Here is a 17,413-nt window from a genome sequence, read left to right as displayed (position 1 = left end):
CGCGGGCGGGTAAAACCTCCCGCGACCAACCACGAATCACCTGCTCAGGGCGTTACTCGCCCGTTGCCTTGGCGATGATCTCCTTCGCGACGCTCTGCGGAACCTCGGCGTAGGAGTCGAACTGCATGCTGTAGCTAGCCCGGCCCTGGGTCTTCGACCGCAGGTCGCCGACGTAGCCGAACATCTCCGACAACGGCACCAGAGCCCGGACGATGCGGGCGCCGCTGCGCTCCTCCATCGCCTGGATGATGCCGCGGCGGGAGTTGAGGTCACCGATGACGTCACCCATGTTCTCCTCAGGAGTGGTGACTTCAACGGCCATCATCGGCTCGAGCAGTGCCGGATCGGCCTTGCGGGCCGCGTCCTTCATCACCATCGAGCCGGCGATCTTGAATGCCATTTCCGACGAGTCAACCTCGTGGTACTGGCCGTCCAGCAGGGTCAGCTTCACGCCGACCAGCGGGAAGCCCGCGAGGATGCCGTACTGCAGCGCGTCCTGCGCACCGGCGTCCACCGAGGGGATGAACTCCCGGGGGATGCGGCCGCCGCTGACGGCGTTGGCGAACTCGTAGGTAGGCGAGTCGTTGTCCAGCGGAAGCGGCTCGACGCTCACGATCACGCGGGCGTACTGGCCGGAACCACCGGTCTGCTTCTTGTGGGTGTACTCGACCTTGTCCACCTTGCGGCGGATGGTCTCGCGGTACGCCACCTGCGGCTTGCCGACGTTCGCCTCGACGTTGAACTCGCGGCGCATGCGGTCGACCAGGATGTCCAGGTGAAGCTCACCCATGCCGGAGATGACCGTCTGACCGGTCTCCTCGTCCAGCTGGACGCGGAAGGTCGGGTCCTCCTCGGCCAGGCGCTGGATGGCGGTACCCAGCTTCTCCTGGTCGGACTTGGTCTTCGGCTCGATCGCCACCGAGATGACCGGCTCCGGGAAGGTCATCGACTCCAGGATGACCGGGTTCGCCGGGTCGGAGAGAGTGTCGCCGGTGGTGGTCTGCTTGAGACCCTGCACGGCGATGATGTCGCCGGCCTGCGCCGACGGACGCTCTTCCCGCTTGTTGGCGTGCATCTGGTAGATCTTGCCGATGCGCTCCTTGCGGTCCTTGGTGGAGTTGACCACCTGGGAACCGGAATCGAGCGTGCCGGAGTAGACCCGCACGTAGGTGAGCTTGCCCAGGTGCTTGTCCGTCTGGATCTTGAAGGCCAGGCCGGAGAAGGGCTCCGAGTTGGACGGCTTACGCAGCAGCGGGGTCTCGCCGTCGGTGGCCGTACCCTCGATCGCCGGGACGTCCAGCGGCGACGGCAGGAAGTCGACAACGGCGTCGAGCATGGGCTGAACGCCCTTGTTCTTGAACGCCGAGCCGCAGAGCACCGGGTTGGCCTTGCCGGCGATGGTGGCACGCCGGATGGCGGCCTTGATCTCCCCGACGGGGATCTCCTCGCCCTCCAGGTACTTCTCCATCACCGCGTCGTCGACGTCGGCGAGGGTCTCCATCAGCTTCTCGCGCCACTCAGCTGCGGAGTCGGCCAGCTCGGCCGGGATCTCCTCAACCGCGTAGTCCTCACCCTTCTGGGTCTCCCCGCGCCAGGTGAGCGCGCGCATGCCGATCAGGTCGACGACACCGATGTGGTCACCCTCGAGCCCGATCGGGATCTGGAGCACCAGCGGGGTGGCGTTCAACCGGTCGATCATCATCTGCACGCAGCGGAAGAAGTCGGCGCCGGTCCGGTCGAGCTTGTTGACGAAGCACATACGCGGGACGTTGTACTTGTCGGCCTGCCGCCAGACGTTCTCCGTCTGCGGTTCCACGCCGGCGACACCGTCGTAGACCGCTACCGCACCGTCCAGGACCCGCAACGACCGCTCGACCTCGACCGTGAAGTCGACGTGGCCAGGCGTGTCGATGATCTGGATCGTGTGGTCTTTCCACTCACACTTGGTAGCAGCGGAGGTGATGGTGATACCACGCTCCTGCTCCTGCTCCATCCAGTCCATGACGGCAGCGCCCTCGTGGACCTCACCGATCTTGTACGTGATGCCGGTGTAGAACAGGATTCGCTCGGTGGTCGTGGTCTTACCGGCATCGATGTGCGCCATGATGCCGATGTTGCGTACCTTGGCGAGCGCGTCTGCGGCGGCCACTTCAATCCCTACTTATCGTCGTCTCGACTCAACTGGTGGCGGTTCCGGCGCCCGAAGGCGCCGGAACCAGGGTGTTACCAGCGGTAGTGCGCGAAGGCCTTGTTCGACTCGGCCATCTTGTGCGTGTCCTCGCGCCGCTTGACGGCGGCACCGAGGCCGTTGCTCGCGTCCAGCAGCTCGTTCATCAGCCGCTCGACCATGGTCTTCTCGCGCCGAGCGCGGGAGTACGTGACCAGCCAGCGCAGGCCCAGGGTGGTCGCCCGGGTCGGGCGGACCTCGACCGGAACCTGGTAGGTGGCGCCACCGACACGACGGCTGCGCACCTCGAGGGTCGGCTTGACGTTGTCCATCGCCCGCTTGAGGGTGACGACCGGGTCGGTGCCGGACTTCTCGCGGCAGCCCTCGAGGGCCGCGTACACGATGGACTCGGCGAGCTGACGCTTGCCGCGGAGCAGGATCTTGTTCACCAGCTGGGTGACCAGCGGCGAGTTGTACACCGGGTCAGCGACCAGTGGCCGCCGCGGAGCGGGTCCCTTACGCGGCATGTCAGCTCTTCTCCTTCTTCGCGCCGTAACGGCTGCGCGCCTGCTTGCGGTTGCGGACACCCTGGGTGTCCAGCGAGCCGCGAACGATCTTGTAACGCACGCCGGGGAGGTCCTTCACCCGGCCGCCGCGAACGAGCACGATCGAGTGCTCCTGCAGGTTGTGACCGACGCCGGGGATGTAGGCGGTCACCTCGATCTGGCTGCTGAGCTTCACGCGAGCGACCTTGCGCAGCGCCGAGTTCGGCTTCTTCGGGGTGGTGGTGTACACGCGAGTGCACACGCCGCGCCGCTGAGGGGAACCCTTCAGCGCCGGGGTCTTGGTCTTGGTCGTCTTCGCCTGGCGGCCCTTTCGGACCAGCTGCTGGATCGTGGGCACCGGGTTTCTCCGCTCCCTTCGGCCGCATCCGCGGCCGCGCCGTCTGCTCGTTAGCCGGCCTGATGACCGGCTCTCCTACATTCCGACCAGGGTCGCCTTGCGGAGACCCCGGCACCCGCGGTCGGGCGTGTCGCCCTCGTCACGGCCCAGTTGCGACGCTTTCGCGTGCGTACCGGGTTTGGTCACCGGCGCGCGGGTCGCCCCGCCCCGGATCTTTGGCTTGTCGTGCCGCCGTCCGTAAGCCGGAAACAGCGCACGCACGAGTTGCCCGGGCATGCCCGGGCACAAGGGGAAAGAGTACCTACCACAACCGCCCAGGTCAAAACGGAATGGCCCGGCGACCGTCTCACAACCGCCAGCCGGATCTCGTCCTGCCCCGTCGCCCGCGATGGGCACCTACGAACGCAAGTGTACCGGCTTCCCCGCAGAAGCACCCATCGCCCCCGGGGTGACCGGAAGCCATCCGCGGGAAACCCCCGTCAGGTGCCGAAGTTGTCGGTGATCACCCTCACGTCACTGCGAGAAGGAGGGCCAGACCCAGGCCCAGCAGGCTGAGCAGTGCCCCCGCCGCGCCACAACTGACCCCGGCCATCGCCAGCCCGCGGCCGGTGAACTGGACCGCTGAGGGCGCGGTCGGCCGCCGGATCTGCCGCCGGCCGATCAGCCCGATGACGACCGCCGCCCCGCCGGCCAGCACACCCAGCGCGGCGAACGCCCCGGAGGCCCAGGCCCCGCCGTCGTTCTTGAAGGCCACTCCGAAGCAGATCACCAGCAGTGAGACCAGAACCGATGCGATCCCCGCCACCAGCGCCCCGATGGCCAGCCCGGAGGTGACCGGCGCCACGTCCAGGTGCACAACGCCGAACGGCGTACCCGAAACCGACTCCACCCGCTTCGGCGGCCGGCGCTGGTCGTCGGTCGGCGGTGGCGGTACCGAACGCCCCGGCGTGCCAACCCACCCGGGGCCGCGCCCCGGCGGTGGCGGACCCCAGCCGGGCGGCGCTCCGGGCCCGGACGACGGCGGACCCCAGCCATATGGCGCGGCCGGCCCGGACGCGGGCGGACCCCACCCAGGCGGCACAGCCGGCCCGGACGCGGGCGGACCCCACCCAGGCGGCACAGCCGGCCCAGAGGGTGACGGACCCCAGCCGTACGGCACTCCCGAACCAGCCGCCGGGGGGCCCCAGCCAGGCGGCACACCCGGCCCGGAGGTCGGCGGGCCCCAGCCCTGCGGCGTCGAGGTCGGTGCGCTGGAGACCGGGTACGGCTGGCCGGAGCCGGGCGCCTCGGTCGTGCCCCAGCCGTTCGCACCCCAACCGGGAGGCGGCGCCGCTGAGGGCGGTGTGCTCGGGGTGGACACCGGTGGGTGTGGCTCGCCGCTCGGACCGGGCCGCGCCCAGTCGCTCGGCTCGGATGGCGGAGCCGGCGGGTCCGGCGGGCCGGCCGGTTCGTCCGCAGGGGGCCGCGCCGGTTCCGTCACGAGGTCCTCCTGTCGAAAGGCCGCCACCGCCACATGGCGGACACCGGCCAGGCTACCGCCGCGAGCGCCGCCGCCCGCGCCGGGCGGGGCCACCGTTGGCTCAGTCCATGTTCGCCGGGTAGTCGTGGCCGAACGGGGCGCCGGCCAACCGGACCACCCCGATGACCACAGCGGCCACCACGCTGACCGCGACCAGCACCAGGCCGGTCCAGGCCATCCACTCCCCCCGTCGCAGCCAGACGCCGCCGGTCAGGAAACCCCCCGAGGCGTACGCCTCCCGGCGCGCCTGCCGGGCCAGTTGCAGGGCCACAGTGGCCGGCACGACGCCACCGATGAACAGCCCGGTCAGCATGCCGAGCAGGCCCAGCGCGAAGACCGCCCGTGCCTTCGTGGCGCGGGCCGGGTCGGGGTCCAGCGGGTGGCGTACGCCCTGCTGGGCGACGGACACCTGCCCGGGTGCGGTCGTCATCCCCCCATCATGCCGAAACCGGCCCAGGGGCGGGTGGGCACGGACACGACGAGGCCCCCGGCTTTCACCGGGGGCCTCGTCGTGTGACTGGTGCTTAGCGGTACGACCCGAAGTCGAAGTCGTCCAGCGGCACGGCCTGCCCGCTGGCCGGCCCGAACCCGTAGTCGGTCTCCGGGTAACCGGTCATCGAGTAGACCTTGGCCTTGGCCTCCTCGGTCGGCTCGACCCGGACGTTGCGGTACTTGCTGATGCCGGTACCGGCCGGGATGAGCTTTCCGATGATCACGTTCTCCTTGAGGCCGACCAGCGAGTCGCTGCGCGAGTTGATCGCAGCGTCGGTCAGCACCCGAGTGGTCTCCTGGAAGGAGGCCGCCGAGAGCCAGGAGTCGGTGGCCAGCGAGGCCTTGGTGATACCCATCAGCACCGGACGACCAGCGGCGGGCTCGCCGCCCTCCGAGACGAGTCGGCGGTTCTCCGACTCGAACAGCGCCCGGTCGACGAGCACACCCGGCAGGAACTCGGTCGAGCCGGAATCGATGACCGTCACCCGCTTGAGCATCTGGCGGATGATGATCTCGATGTGCTTGTCGTGGATGAGCACACCCTGCGAGCGGTAGACCTCCTGGACCTCACTGGTCAGGTGGACCTGGACCGCCCGCGGACCCATGATCCGCAGCAACTCGTGCGGGTCGATGGTGCCCTCGGTCAGCTTCTCGCCGACCGCGACGTGACCGCCGTCGTGGGTACGGAGCTTGACGCGCTTCGAGATCTTGTCGTAGACGATCTCTTCGCTGCCGTCGTCCGGCACCACGATGATCTTGCGCGAGCGCTCGCCATCCTCGATCCGGATCTTACCGGGGGTGTCGGCGATGGGCGCCTTACCCTTCGGGACCCGAGCCTCGAAGATTTCCTGGACACGCGGCAGACCCTGGGTGATGTCCTCACCCGCGACACCACCGGTGTGGAAGGTACGCATCGTCAGCTGCGTACCGGGCTCACCGATGGACTGGGCGGCGATGATGCCGACCGCCTCGCCGATGTCGACCGACTTACCGGTCGGCAGCGAGCGGCCGTAGCAGGCCGCGCAGACGCCCAGCTTCGACTCGCAGGTGAGCACGCTGCGCACCCGGACCGTCTCCACACCAGCGGCGACGATCTTGTCGACCCCGATGGAGTTGATGTCCTGACCGCGCTCGGCCACCACGGTGCCGTCCGGCCCCTTGATGTCGTCGGCGAGGGTACGGGCGTGCACGCTGGTCTCGGCGTGGGTGTGGACGACGAGCTTGCCGTCCAGCTTCTCGCCGATCTGCATCGGGATCGCCCGGTCGGTGCCGCAGTCCTCTTCGCGGATGATGACGTCCTGCGAAACGTCCACCAGACGACGGGTCAGGTAACCCGAGTCGGCGGTCCGCAGCGCGGTGTCGGCGAGACCCTTACGGGCACCGTGCGTGGAGATGAAGTACTCCAGCACGGACAGACCCTCCCGGTAGCTGGCCTTGATCGGCCGCGGGATGATCTCACCCTTGGGGTTGGCCACCAGACCACGGATCGCCGCGATCTGCCGGAGCTGGAGCAGGTTACCGCGAGCACCCGAGTTGATCATCTTCCACAGCGGGTTCTCCTGCGGCAGCGCGGTGTCCATCTCCTTGGCGACTTCGTTGGTCGCCTTGGTCCAGATCTCGATGAGCTCGCCGCGACGCTCCTCGGCGGTCATCAGACCACGCTGGTACTGCTTGTCGATCTGGTCGGCGTCCTTCTCGTACTTCGCCAGGATCTCCGCCTTGCGCGGCGGAGCGATGACGTCCTCCATGCCGATCGTCACGCCGGACCAGGTGGCCCAGTGGAAACCGGCCTCCTTGAGCCCGTCCAGGGTGGCGGCCAGCGCCACCTTGGGGAAGCGCTCGGCGAGGTCGTTGACGATCGCGGAGAGCTGACCCTTGCGGATCTCGTAGTTCACGAAGCGGTAGCCCTGCGGCAGCGTCTCGTTGAACAGCACCCGACCCAGGGTGGTCTCCACGGTCAGCGGGTCGCCCTCGACCCAGCCCTCCGGGGCGCTCCACGCCTCGGAGCCGTTGCCGTTGTCGACACCGACCACGCCACGGAGACGGATCTTCACCGGCGCCTGCAGGTGCAGCTCGCCGTTGTCGAAGGCCATCCGCGCCTCGGCGTCCGAGCTGAACGCCCGGCCCTCGCCCTTCTCACCGGCGGTGAGGTGGGTGAGGTGGTACAGACCGATGACCATGTCCTGGGTAGGCATGGTGACCGGCTTGCCGTCGGCCGGCTTGAGGATGTTGTTCGACGACAGCATCAGGATCCGCGCCTCGGCCTGAGCCTCGGCGGACAGCGGCACGTGCACCGCCATCTGGTCACCGTCGAAGTCGGCGTTGAACGCGGTGCAGACCAGCGGGTGGATCTGGATCGCCTTGCCCTCGACCAGCTGCGGCTCGAAGGCCTGGATGCCCAGGCGGTGCAGGGTCGGCGCCCGGTTGAGCAGCACCGGGTGCTCGCCGATGACCTCTTCCAGCACGTCCCACACGACCGGGCGCTGACGCTCGACCATCCGCTTGGCGGACTTGATGTTCTGCGCGTGGTTGAGGTCCACCAGCCGCTTCATCACGAAGGGCTTGAACAGCTCCAGCGCCATCTGCTTGGGCAGACCACACTGGTGCAGCTTGAGCTTCGGGCCGACCACGATGACCGAACGGCCGGAGTAGTCGACGCGCTTGCCCAGCAGGTTCTGGCGGAACCGGCCCTGCTTGCCCTTGAGCATGTCGGACAGCGACTTGAGCGGGCGGTTACCCGGGCCGGTGACCGGCCGGCCGCGACGGCCGTTGTCGAACAGCGCGTCGACGGCCTCCTGGAGCATCCGCTTCTCGTTGTTGACGATGATCTCGGGCGCGCCGAGGTCGATCAGCCGCTTGAGGCGGTTGTTCCGGTTGATCACGCGGCGGTACAGGTCGTTCAGGTCCGAGGTCGCGAAGCGGCCACCGTCGAGCTGCACCATCGGGCGCAGGTCCGGCGGGATGACCGGGACGCAGTCCAGCACCATGCCGAGCGGCGAGTTGCGGGTGTTCAGGAACGCCGCGACGACCTTGAGTCGCTTGAGCGCCCGGATCTTCCGCTGACCCTTGCCGGACCGGATGGTCTCCCGCAGGCTCTCGGCCTCGGCGTCGAGGTCCATGTTCTGGACCAGCGCCTTGATCGCCTCGGCGCCCATGGAACCGGTGAAGTACTCACCGAACCGGTCGCGCAGCTCACGGTAGAGCAGCTCGTCGGTGACGAGTTGCTTCGGCTCCAGCTTGCGGAAGGTGTCCAGCACCTCGTCCAGGCGGTCGATCTCGCGCTGGGCCCGGTCGCGGATCTGGCGCATCTCGCGCTCTCCGCCCTCCTTGACCTTGCGCCGGACGTCCGCCTTGGCACCCTCGGCCTCCAGCTCGGCGAGGTCGGCCTCGAGCTTGGCGGCCCGCTTCTCGATCTCCGAGTCGCGGCTGTTCTCGGACTGCCGCTTCTCGGCCAGGATCTCGTTCTCGATCGTCGAGAGGTCGCGGTGACGCGACTCCGCGTCCACGCTCGTCACGACGTACGAGGCGAAGTAGATGATCTTCTCGAGGTCCTTGGGGGCGAGGTCCAGCAGGTAACCCAGCCGGCTCGGAACGCCCTTGAAGTACCAGATGTGGGTCACCGGAGCGGCGAGCTCGATGTGCCCCATCCGCTCACGACGGACCTTGGAGCGAGTCACCTCGACGCCGCAGCGCTCACAGATGATGCCCTTGAACCGGACGCGCTTGTACTTACCGCAGTAGCACTCCCAGTCCCGTTGCGGACCGAAGATCTTCTCGCAGAAGAGCCCGTCCTTTTCCGGCTTCAGGGTGCGGTAGTTGATCGTCTCAGGCTTCTTGACCTCGCCGTGCGACCACTGACGGATGTCGTCGGCGGTGGCGAGACCAATGCGCAGCTCGTCGAAGAAGTTGACGTCGAGCACTATGTCCCCTATGTCGTCGTCTGTACTGCTAATTCTCGGGTGGAGTCGGGGGCCGGCGCGCCGGCCCCCGACCGCTCACCTCAGACCTCTTCGACCGAGCTCGGCTCGCGCCGGGACAGGTCGATGCCCAGCTCCTCAGCGGCCCGGAACACCTCGTCGTCGGTCTCGCGCATTTCCAGGGCCACACCGTCGCTGGAGAGCACCTCAACGTTGAGGCACAGCGACTGCAGCTCCTTGAGCAGCACCTTGAACGACTCCGGGATGCCCGGCTCCGGGATGTTCTCGCCCTTGACGATGGCCTCGTAGACCTTCACTCGGCCGAGCACGTCGTCGGACTTGATCGTGAGCAGCTCCTGCAGGGCGTAGGCAGCGCCGTACGCCTGCATCGCCCAGCACTCCATCTCACCGAAACGCTGACCACCGAACTGCGCCTTACCACCCAGCGGCTGCTGCGTGATCATCGAGTACGGGCCGGTCGAACGAGCGTGGATCTTGTCGTCGACCAGGTGGTTGAGCTTCAGGATGTAGACGTAGCCGACCGCGATCGGGTCCGGCAGTGGCTCACCGGAACGACCATCGAACAGCTGCGCCTTACCGGTACGCCCGATCAGCTGCTTGCCGTCCCGGTTGGGCAGGGTCGACTCGAGCAGGCCGGAGATCTCCTCCTCGCGAGCACCATCGAAGACCGGGGTGGCCACGTTGGTGTCGCCCTCGGACTCGTGCGCGTCGATCGAGCGCAGCTGGCGCTTCCAGTCGGCGTCGTCACCCTCGACCTTCCAACCGGTCTTGGCGACCCAACCGAGGTGGGTCTCCAGCACCTGGCCGATGTTCATCCGGCTCGGCACACCGAGCGGGTTGAGCACGATGTCGACCGGGGTGCCGTCCTCAAGGAACGGCATGTCCTCGATCGGCAGGATCTTCGAGATGACACCCTTGTTGCCGTGCCGGCCGGCGAGCTTGTCGCCGTCCTGGATCTTGCGCTTCTGGGCGACGTAGACCCGGACCAGCTCGTTGACACCCGGCGGCAACTCGTCGCCGTCCTCGCGGGAGAACGTGCGCACACCGATGACCGTGCCGGTCTCGCCGTGCGGCACCTTCAGCGAGGTGTCCCGAACCTCACGCGCCTTCTCACCGAAGATCGCGCGGAGCAGACGCTCCTCCGGGGTCAGCTCGGTCTCGCCCTTGGGCGTGACCTTGCCGACCAGGATGTCACCGGGGACGACCTCGGCGCCGATCCGGATGATGCCGCGCTCGTCGAGGTCAGCGAGCATTTCCTCGCTGACGTTCGGGATGTCGCGGGTGATCTCCTCCGGACCGAGCTTGGTGTCCCGGGCGTCGACCTCGTGCTCCTCGATGTGGATCGAGGTGAGCACGTCCTGCTGCACGAGGCGCTGCGACAGGATGATCGCGTCCTCGTAGTTGTGGCCCTCCCAGCACATGAACGCCACCAGCAGGTTGCGTCCGAGTGCCATCTCGCCCTCGTCGGTGCACGGACCGTCGGCGATGACCTGACCGGCCTCGACGCGGTCGCCCTCGAAGACGACCGGCTTCTGGTTGACGCAGGAGCCGGCGTTGGAGCGGCGGAACTTGTGCAGCAGGTACGTCCGGCGGTGGCCGTCATCCTGGTGGATGGTGACGTAGTCGGCGCAGAGATCCTCGATCACACCGCCGACCTCGGCGACCACCACGTCGCCAGCGTCGACAGCGGCCCGGTACTCCATGCCCGTACCCACGAGCGGCGCCTCGGCCTTGACCAGCGGCACCGCCTGGCGCTGCATGTTCGCGCCCATCAGTGCCCGGTTGGCGTCGTCGTGCTCGAGGAACGGGATCATGGCGGTCGCGACCGAGGTCATCTGCCGGGGCGAGACGTCCATGTAGTCGACGGCACCGGGGAGGACGTCCTCGGTCTCGCCGCCCTTACGACGGCAGAGCACCCGCTCCTCGGCGAAGGTGCCGTCAGCCTTCAGGCGCGCGTTGGCCTGGGCCTTGACGAACCGGTCCTCCTCGTCCGCGGTCAGGTAGTCGATCTGGTCGGTGACCCGACCCTCGACGACCTTCCGGTACGGCGTCTCGATGAAGCCGAACGGGTTGACCCGGGCGAAGGTGGACAGCGCGCCGATCAGGCCGATGTTCGGGCCTTCCGGCGTCTCGATCGGGCACATCCGGCCGTAGTGGGACGGGTGCACGTCGCGGACCTCGAAGCCGGCCCGCTCCCGGGACAGACCACCCGGGCCGAGCGCGCTCAGCCGACGCCGGTGGGTCAGGCCCGCCAGCGGGTTGGTCTGGTCCATGAACTGGGACAGCTGGGACGTCCCGAAGAACTCCTTGATCGCCGCCACCACCGGGCGGATGTTGATCAGGGTCTGCGGGGTGATCGCCTCGACGTCCTGCGTGGTCATCCGCTCGCGGACGACACGCTCCATCCGGGACAGGCCGACCCGAACCTGGTTCTGGATGAGCTCGCCCACGGTACGGAGGCGCCGGTTGCCGAAGTGGTCGATGTCGTCGGCCTCGTAGCCGTCCTCACCGGCGTGCAGCCGGCACAGGTACTCCACGGTGGCGACGATGTCGTCCTCGGTCAGCGTGCCGGTGGTGATCGGTACGCCGACTTCGAGCTTCTTGTTGAACTTGTAGCGCCCGACCTTGGCGACGTCGTACCTCTTCGGGTTGAAGAAGAGGTTGTCGAGCAGGGTCTGGGCGTTCTCGCGCGTCGGCGGCTCGCCAGGGCGCAGCTTGCGGTAGATGTCGAGCAGTGCCTCGTCGGCGCCGGCGATGTGGTCCTTCTCGAGCGTGGTCATCATCAGCTCGGACCAGCCGAACTTCTCACGGATCCGCTCGGCCGACCATCCGATGGCCTTGAGCAGGACGGTGACGGCCTGCCGACGCTTGCGGTCGATACGTACACCGACCGTGTCGCGCTTATCGATGTCGAACTCCAGCCAGGCACCCCGACTCGGGATGACCTTGACGCTGGAGAGGTCGCGGTCGGAGGTCTTGTCCGGCTGCTTGTCGAAGTACACGCCCGGAGACCGGACGAGCTGGCTGACCACGACGCGCTCGGTGCCGTTGATGACGAAGGTGCCCTTGGGCGTCATCATCGGGAAGTCACCCATGAACACCGTCTGGCTCTTGATCTCGCCAGTGGTGTTGTTGGTGAACTCCGCGGTCACGAAGAGCGGAGCGCAGTAGGTCAGGTCCTTCTCCTTGCACTCCTCGATCGAGGCCTTGACCTCGTCGAAGCGCGGCGCTGAGAAGGAGAGCGACATGGTGCCGGAAAAGTCCTCAATGGGACTGATCTCTTCAAGGATCTCCGCGAGACCCGATCGTGCGTGCGGGTCGTCCGCCGACCGGCCCTGCCAAGCCTCGTTGCCGACGAGCCAGTCGAAGGACTCGTTCTGGATGGCAAGGAGGTTGGGGACCTCGAGGTGTTCGGTGATCCTGCCGAATGAAACTCGGCGGGGAGCGAATGCGCTCGACGTACGACTGGTCTTCGCAGGGCGGGAAGCTGCCAAGATGCGTCCTTCCGAGGACCGGTGCTGCAGAACGGCTGGTACGCGTGCACTCCAATGACCCCACCAGAAATATCCGTAAACGGACATTTCCGAGCAGGGGTCAAGTCGGAAGGCAGCGCAAACTAGCAGTGTAGCCGAGAGGCTAACCGCTGTCCAGCCCACCCCGCAGGTTGTTTGCGGAGCGCGCCTCGGCCCCCGTCAACCGGGGTCTGCCGGGCCGCTCAGAACGCAACTCCCCACTGGGCCGCTCGGGTGACTGCGGCCGATGGTGCCGCCGCTGTCATACCCACGTCGTGGCCGTCGCAAGCGCGGTGTCTTGCTGGTGTCAGCGTGCCTGGCAGCCCCGGGCCGCGTCAAGGGCCGGTATCCGGGTTGTCCCTTGTTTCCCACTGGAGGGCTACCCGCCACGCTCGTTCGGGTCAAGGGTACCGGTGGTCGGAGGCCAGCTCAGGACCGGTCGCAGCCAGATCCACAAATACGGCGGGCGGTGATCCGTGTCGGATCACCGCCCGCCGCGACGCGATGGTGTCCCGGCTCACGAGCCGGGTACGCGTTGGTGGAACGTCAGGTCACTTGAGGGTGACCTTGGCGCCTTCACCCTCGAGCTTGGCCTTCGCCTTGTCGGCGGTCTCCTTGTTGACCTTCTCCAGGATGGCCTTCGGCGCGGACTCGACCGCGTCCTTGGCCTCCTTGAGGCCCAGGCCGGTCAGCTCACGCACGACCTTGATGACCTGGATCTTCTTGCCACCGTCAGCCTCGAGGATGACGTCGAACTCGTCCTGCTCCGGCTCGGCCTCGGCCGCAGCGCCACCGGCACCACCGGCAGCGGCAACCGCGACCGGAGCAGCGGCGGTGACCTCGAAGGTCGTCTCGAACTGCTTCACGAACTCAGAGAGCTCGATCAGCGTCATCTCCTTGAACGCGTCGAGCAGCTCGTCGGTGCTGAGCTTCGCCATATCTGGCGTCCTTTCCTGATTCTGTTAAGTAAGAACTGGTGCGCCGTGGGGGCCTTCAGGCCGCCTCGGCGCCCTCCTTCTCGCGCTTGTCCTGCAGTGCAGCCGCCAGACGGGCGGTCTTCGACAGCGGGGCCTGGAACAGGGCCGCGGCCTTGCTCAGGTTGCCCTTCATCGCGCCGGCCAGCTTGGCCAGCAGCACCTCGCGGGACTCAAGGTCGGCGAGCTTCGTGACCTCGGCCGCGGTGATGGCCTTGCCCTCGAAGACACCGCCCTTGATGACGAGCTTCGGGTTGGCCTTCGCGAAATCGCGAAGCCCCTTCGCCGCCTCGACGACGTCGCCCGAAACGAAAGTCAGCGCGGTAGGACCGGTGAACAGCTCATCGAGGCCGGTGATGCCCGCGTCCGTCGCAGCACGCTTGGCCAGCGTGTTCTTTGCGACCGTGTAGCTGGTCTCGGCGCCGAGCGAGCGCCGAAGCTGGGTGAGCTGGGAAACCGTCAGACCGCGGTACTCGGTCAGCACGGTGGCGCCCGAGCTGCGGAAGCTCTCGGTCAGCTCAGCGACGGCCGTGGCCTTGTCGGCCCGAATCGGCTTGTCCGCCATGTCCCTCCTCTCTCGTTACTCGAGGCTGGTCCCCGTCTCGGCCGAAGCCGGAACGAGGGCGGAGGCAGCGCGACAACGAAAAAGCCCCGGCGCAGGGCGCACGGGGCGAGGGCCGGCGGATCGTCATGGTCGGCGGACCATGCTCACTGCCGAGTTACGCTTGCCGCCCTACGCGGGTCGCCCGTTGTCGCGGGACCTTCGACCGTGCCGAAGCACGGTGACCAGCGGTCTCTGGGTGGTTCCTCATCCATGAGAACACGGATGACGTTTGAAGAGTACGCGCACCGGCCAGCGGCGCCAAATCGCGCCCGGTGAGCCACGTCACCCGTGCCGGTGCCGGTCAGCCCTCGGCCCGCCGCCGCCACAGGTAGCCGCCGACGACCGCGGCGCTCCAGGCCAGCGCCCAGCCGCTCAGCCCCAGCAGTGTCAGCGCGGCGGCGTCGCCGGCGGTGGTGCGGGCGGCCGCCATGATCGGCGGTGCCAGCCAGGGGGCCACCGAGCCGGTCAGGCCGAACACCACTGCGCCGACACCGCCGAGGGCCAACACCGCGACGCCGTACCCGGCGCCGCCCACCGACGCCCGGCTGGCCAGCGCCCCAAGGGCAACCGCAGCGGGTACGACAAGCAGGTGCGCCCACAACCCCAGCGCGAGCCCGACCGGAATCGACCGGTCCCCCGGGTCGACCGGGCCGGACACCCCGCCGACCAGCCATGGAAAGAGCAGCGCGACGGCCACCGTCACCAGCGCCGCCACAGCGGCGGCGAGCAGCCCGGACAACCGCTCCCGGGCCACCCCGACAGTCACCTGCGCCAACCGACGCTGCACGTCCGGCTCGACGTCCAACAGGATCTTGGTCTGCCAGGCGAGCACCGGGAAGAGCACCACCGCGGAGACCCCGTACGCCTCCGCCGGCTGGGCGCGGCCACCGCCGTAGAGGGTGCCGAGCGTGATCAGGCCGGCGAGCAACGGCGCCAACGCCCGGCCGGTCCGCAGGAGACCGGCCAACCGCATCCGGACCAGGGCGCTCACCGGGTCTCCCCCGCTGCCGGCTCGGCCACCGGGTCGGCGGCCTCGGGCTGCTCCGCTGCCAGCGCCCCGGCGACCCCGAGCGACGGCTCGGCGGGTCGGGCGGCACCGGCCGACCGGATCGGCTCGGCGGGTCGGGCCTGGGGTGCGGCGGTGGAGGCGTCGGCGCGTACCCGCAGCACTTGGTGGCCCTCGGCGCGCAACCGGGCGACGGTGCCGGCGACCCGCGCGGCCGGCACCGCGACCTCGACCACAGCGATCGTCTCGTCCGTCGACGGCGTCCCCTCGGAGAGCGAACCGTCGGCCACCAACCAGCGGCGCGCGGCCGGCAGCCGGACCGTCTCGCCGCGGTGGTCGCTGACCAGGACGGACCCGTTGGCGGCGAGCACCTCGGCGATCAGCGCGGGCACCAACTCGCGGGTGGTGGCGTCCAGCCCCTCCCACGGCTCGTCCAGCACCAGCAGGCCCGGCGGGCGCAGCATCGCCTGGGCGAGGCCGACCTTCTGCGCGGTGCCCTTGGACAGCTCCGGCAACCGGACCGAGCGGAAGTCGGACAGCCCGAGCCGGTCCGTCCAGAAGGTCACCGCCTCGTCGGCCGCAGCCCTGCCCAGCCCCGCCACCCGGGCCATCCCGGTCAGATAGCGGGTCACCGTGAAGGGTTGGTCGGCGGGGAAACGCTCCGGCACCCAGCCCACCCGCGCCGGCCGGTCGGTGACCCGACCCCGGCCCGGTCGGAGGACCCCCGCGGCCACCTGGAGCAGTGTCGACTTGCCCACCCCGTTGCGGCCCAGCACGATCGCGGCCTCGCCGGGACCGATCCGCACGTCGATGCCCTGCAGCACCCACGGCCCTCGCCGGTGGTACCGCAACCAGACGTTCTCCAGCCGCATGGCGTCGAGCCTGCCACACCTCGAACGCGCCGGGGCGCCGCCACGGTCGTGGCGGCGCCCCGGCGGAGCGAACTGTCGACTCAGGCGTCGGCCTGGTCCTCCCGCAGGTTCTTCACCAGGTTCGGGTCGACCGGAACGCCCGGGCCCATCGTGGTGGTCAGGATGACCTTGCGGAGGTACTTGCCCTTGGCCGCGGACGGCTTGGCACGCAGCACCTCGTCGAGCACTGCGGCGTAGTTGTCCACCAGCTGGGTCTCCGTGAAGGAGGCCTTGCCGATGATCAGGTGCAGGTTGGAGTGCTTGTCCACCCGGAAGGTGATCTTGCCGCCCTTGATGTCCGACACCGCCTTGGTGACGTCCATGGTCACCGTGCCGGTCTTCGGGTTCGGCATGAGACCGCGCGGGCCCAGGATCCGCGCGATCCGGCCGATCTTGGCCATCTGGTCCGGCGTGGCGATCGCCGCGTCGAAGTCCAGCCAACCACCCTGGATGCGGGCGACCAGCTCATCGGTGCCCACCTCGTCCGCACCCGCGGCGGCGGCCTCTTCGGCCTTCGCGCCGCTGGCGAACACGATCACGCGGGCGGTCTTACCGGTGCCGTGCGGCAGGTTGACCACGCCGCGGACCATCTGGTCCGCCTTGCGGGGGTCGACGCCGAGGCGCATGGCGACCTCGACCGTGGCGTCGAACTTGACGTTGGTGGTCTCCTTGGCCAGCTTCACGGCCTCGGTGGGGGTGTAGAGCTTCGACCGGTCGATGACATCGGCGGCCTTGCGGTAGCTCTTGCTGCGCTGCATTGCTGATTACTCCTGTGGTCTCTGGCGGGCTCGCTCGGCGCGAGCCCTCCCACGGTCTGGTCGACGGCCGGGGCCGACGTCAGTCGTTGACGGTGATGCCCATCGACCGGGCGGTGCCGGCGATGATCTTCTCAGCCTGGGCGATGTCGTTGGCGTTGAGGTCTGCCATCTTCTTCTCGGCGATCTCACGCAGCTGGGCGCGGCTGACCGAGCCGACCTTCTCGGACTGCGGAACACCCGAACCCTTCTGCACACCGGCAGCCTTGATCAGCAGCCGGGCAGCGGGCGGGGTCTTCAGCACGAACGAGAAGGACCGGTCCTCGAACACGCTGATCTCGGCGGGGACGATGTCGCCCCGCTGAGACTCGGTCTGCGCGTTGTAGGACTTGCAGAACTCCATGATGTTCACGCCGTGCTGGCCGAGCGCGGGGCCGACCGGCGGCGCCGGCGTGGCCTGGCCCGCCGGCAACTGAAGCGTGAACGTCTTGACGAGCTTCTTCTTCGGAGGCATGTCACTTCCTGGGGCTTGGAGCTGGGAAAATGCGGCTGTCGCCGCCCTCGGGCGCGCACGGTCAGCGCGGTGCGACAGCGGCGACATTCAAGAGTAGCGCAGGCCGCAGCCCACTCGT

At 68.4% G+C, this 17,413-nt stretch carries 13 protein-coding genes; all 13 read right to left on the bottom strand.

Annotated elements, in window-relative coordinates:
- Positions 1 to 52: 52 nt before the first annotated feature.
- On the bottom strand, positions 53 to 2,149 hold the full coding sequence (gene fusA, locus ACLJOK_RS29060) for an elongation factor G (protein WP_410821764.1): 2,097 nt from the start codon (positions 2,147 to 2,149) through the stop codon (positions 53 to 55).
- 74 nt (positions 2,150 to 2,223) lie between these two features.
- The gene (gene rpsG, locus ACLJOK_RS29055; RefSeq protein ID WP_007465317.1) at positions 2,224 to 2,694 is read right to left on the bottom strand and encodes a 30S ribosomal protein S7; all 471 of its coding nucleotides are present in this window, start codon (positions 2,692 to 2,694) and stop codon (positions 2,224 to 2,226) included.
- 1 nt (position 2,695) lies between these two features.
- Positions 2,696 to 3,070, bottom strand: a complete 375-nt coding sequence (rpsL, locus tag ACLJOK_RS29050) for a 30S ribosomal protein S12 (RefSeq protein ID WP_007465318.1) — start codon at positions 3,068 to 3,070, stop codon at positions 2,696 to 2,698.
- A gap of 508 nt (positions 3,071 to 3,578) precedes the next feature.
- Positions 3,579 to 3,959 carry a hypothetical protein gene (locus ACLJOK_RS29045; protein ID WP_410821763.1) on the bottom strand — a complete coding sequence of 127 codons (381 nt, stop codon included), beginning with the start codon at positions 3,957 to 3,959 and terminating at the stop codon, positions 3,579 to 3,581.
- A gap of 691 nt (positions 3,960 to 4,650) precedes the next feature.
- Positions 4,651 to 5,019, bottom strand: a complete 369-nt coding sequence (locus tag ACLJOK_RS29040; RefSeq protein ID WP_210784125.1) for a hypothetical protein — start codon at positions 5,017 to 5,019, stop codon at positions 4,651 to 4,653.
- Positions 5,020 to 5,113: 94 nt separating this feature from the next.
- Positions 5,114 to 9,001, bottom strand: coding sequence for a DNA-directed RNA polymerase subunit beta' (locus ACLJOK_RS29035; RefSeq protein WP_210784124.1), 3,888 nt, complete (start codon positions 8,999 to 9,001; stop codon positions 5,114 to 5,116).
- An 80-nt stretch (positions 9,002 to 9,081) separates the two neighbouring features.
- On the bottom strand, positions 9,082 to 12,513 hold the full coding sequence (locus tag ACLJOK_RS29030) for a DNA-directed RNA polymerase subunit beta (RefSeq protein WP_238660443.1): 3,432 nt from the start codon (positions 12,511 to 12,513) through the stop codon (positions 9,082 to 9,084).
- Between the two features lie 569 nt (positions 12,514 to 13,082).
- Positions 13,083 to 13,469, bottom strand: coding sequence for a 50S ribosomal protein L7/L12 (gene rplL, locus ACLJOK_RS29025; protein WP_410821762.1), 387 nt, complete (start codon positions 13,467 to 13,469; stop codon positions 13,083 to 13,085).
- A gap of 55 nt (positions 13,470 to 13,524) precedes the next feature.
- A complete protein-coding gene (gene rplJ / locus ACLJOK_RS29020) occupies positions 13,525 to 14,070 on the bottom strand; it encodes a 50S ribosomal protein L10 (protein ID WP_030489577.1) in 546 nt (181 codons plus the stop codon).
- A 340-nt stretch (positions 14,071 to 14,410) separates the two neighbouring features.
- The gene (locus ACLJOK_RS29015) at positions 14,411 to 15,100 is read right to left on the bottom strand and encodes a hypothetical protein (RefSeq protein ID WP_410821761.1); all 690 of its coding nucleotides are present in this window, start codon (positions 15,098 to 15,100) and stop codon (positions 14,411 to 14,413) included.
- Positions 15,097 to 15,987 (bottom strand): ATP-binding cassette domain-containing protein, encoded by an 891-nt coding sequence (locus tag ACLJOK_RS29010; RefSeq protein ID WP_410821760.1) that lies wholly within the window; start codon positions 15,985 to 15,987, stop codon positions 15,097 to 15,099. Before ACLJOK_RS29010 ends, ACLJOK_RS29015 begins: the two co-directional genes overlap by 4 nt.
- Before the next feature lie 80 nt (positions 15,988 to 16,067).
- Positions 16,068 to 16,784 (bottom strand): 50S ribosomal protein L1, encoded by a 717-nt coding sequence (gene rplA, locus ACLJOK_RS29005; RefSeq protein ID WP_238667528.1) that lies wholly within the window; start codon positions 16,782 to 16,784, stop codon positions 16,068 to 16,070.
- A gap of 79 nt (positions 16,785 to 16,863) precedes the next feature.
- Entirely contained in the window at positions 16,864 to 17,295 is a 432-nt protein-coding gene (gene rplK / locus ACLJOK_RS29000) for a 50S ribosomal protein L11 (protein WP_354946522.1), read from the bottom strand.
- Positions 17,296 to 17,413: the final 118 nt, after the last annotated feature.

Origin of the sequence: Micromonospora sp. 050-3, from assembly GCF_046549335.1 — a bacterium.
Classification (GTDB): domain Bacteria; phylum Actinomycetota; class Actinomycetes; order Mycobacteriales; family Micromonosporaceae; genus Micromonospora; species Micromonospora trifolii.
This window is presented reverse-complemented; position numbering and strand designations above follow the sequence as displayed.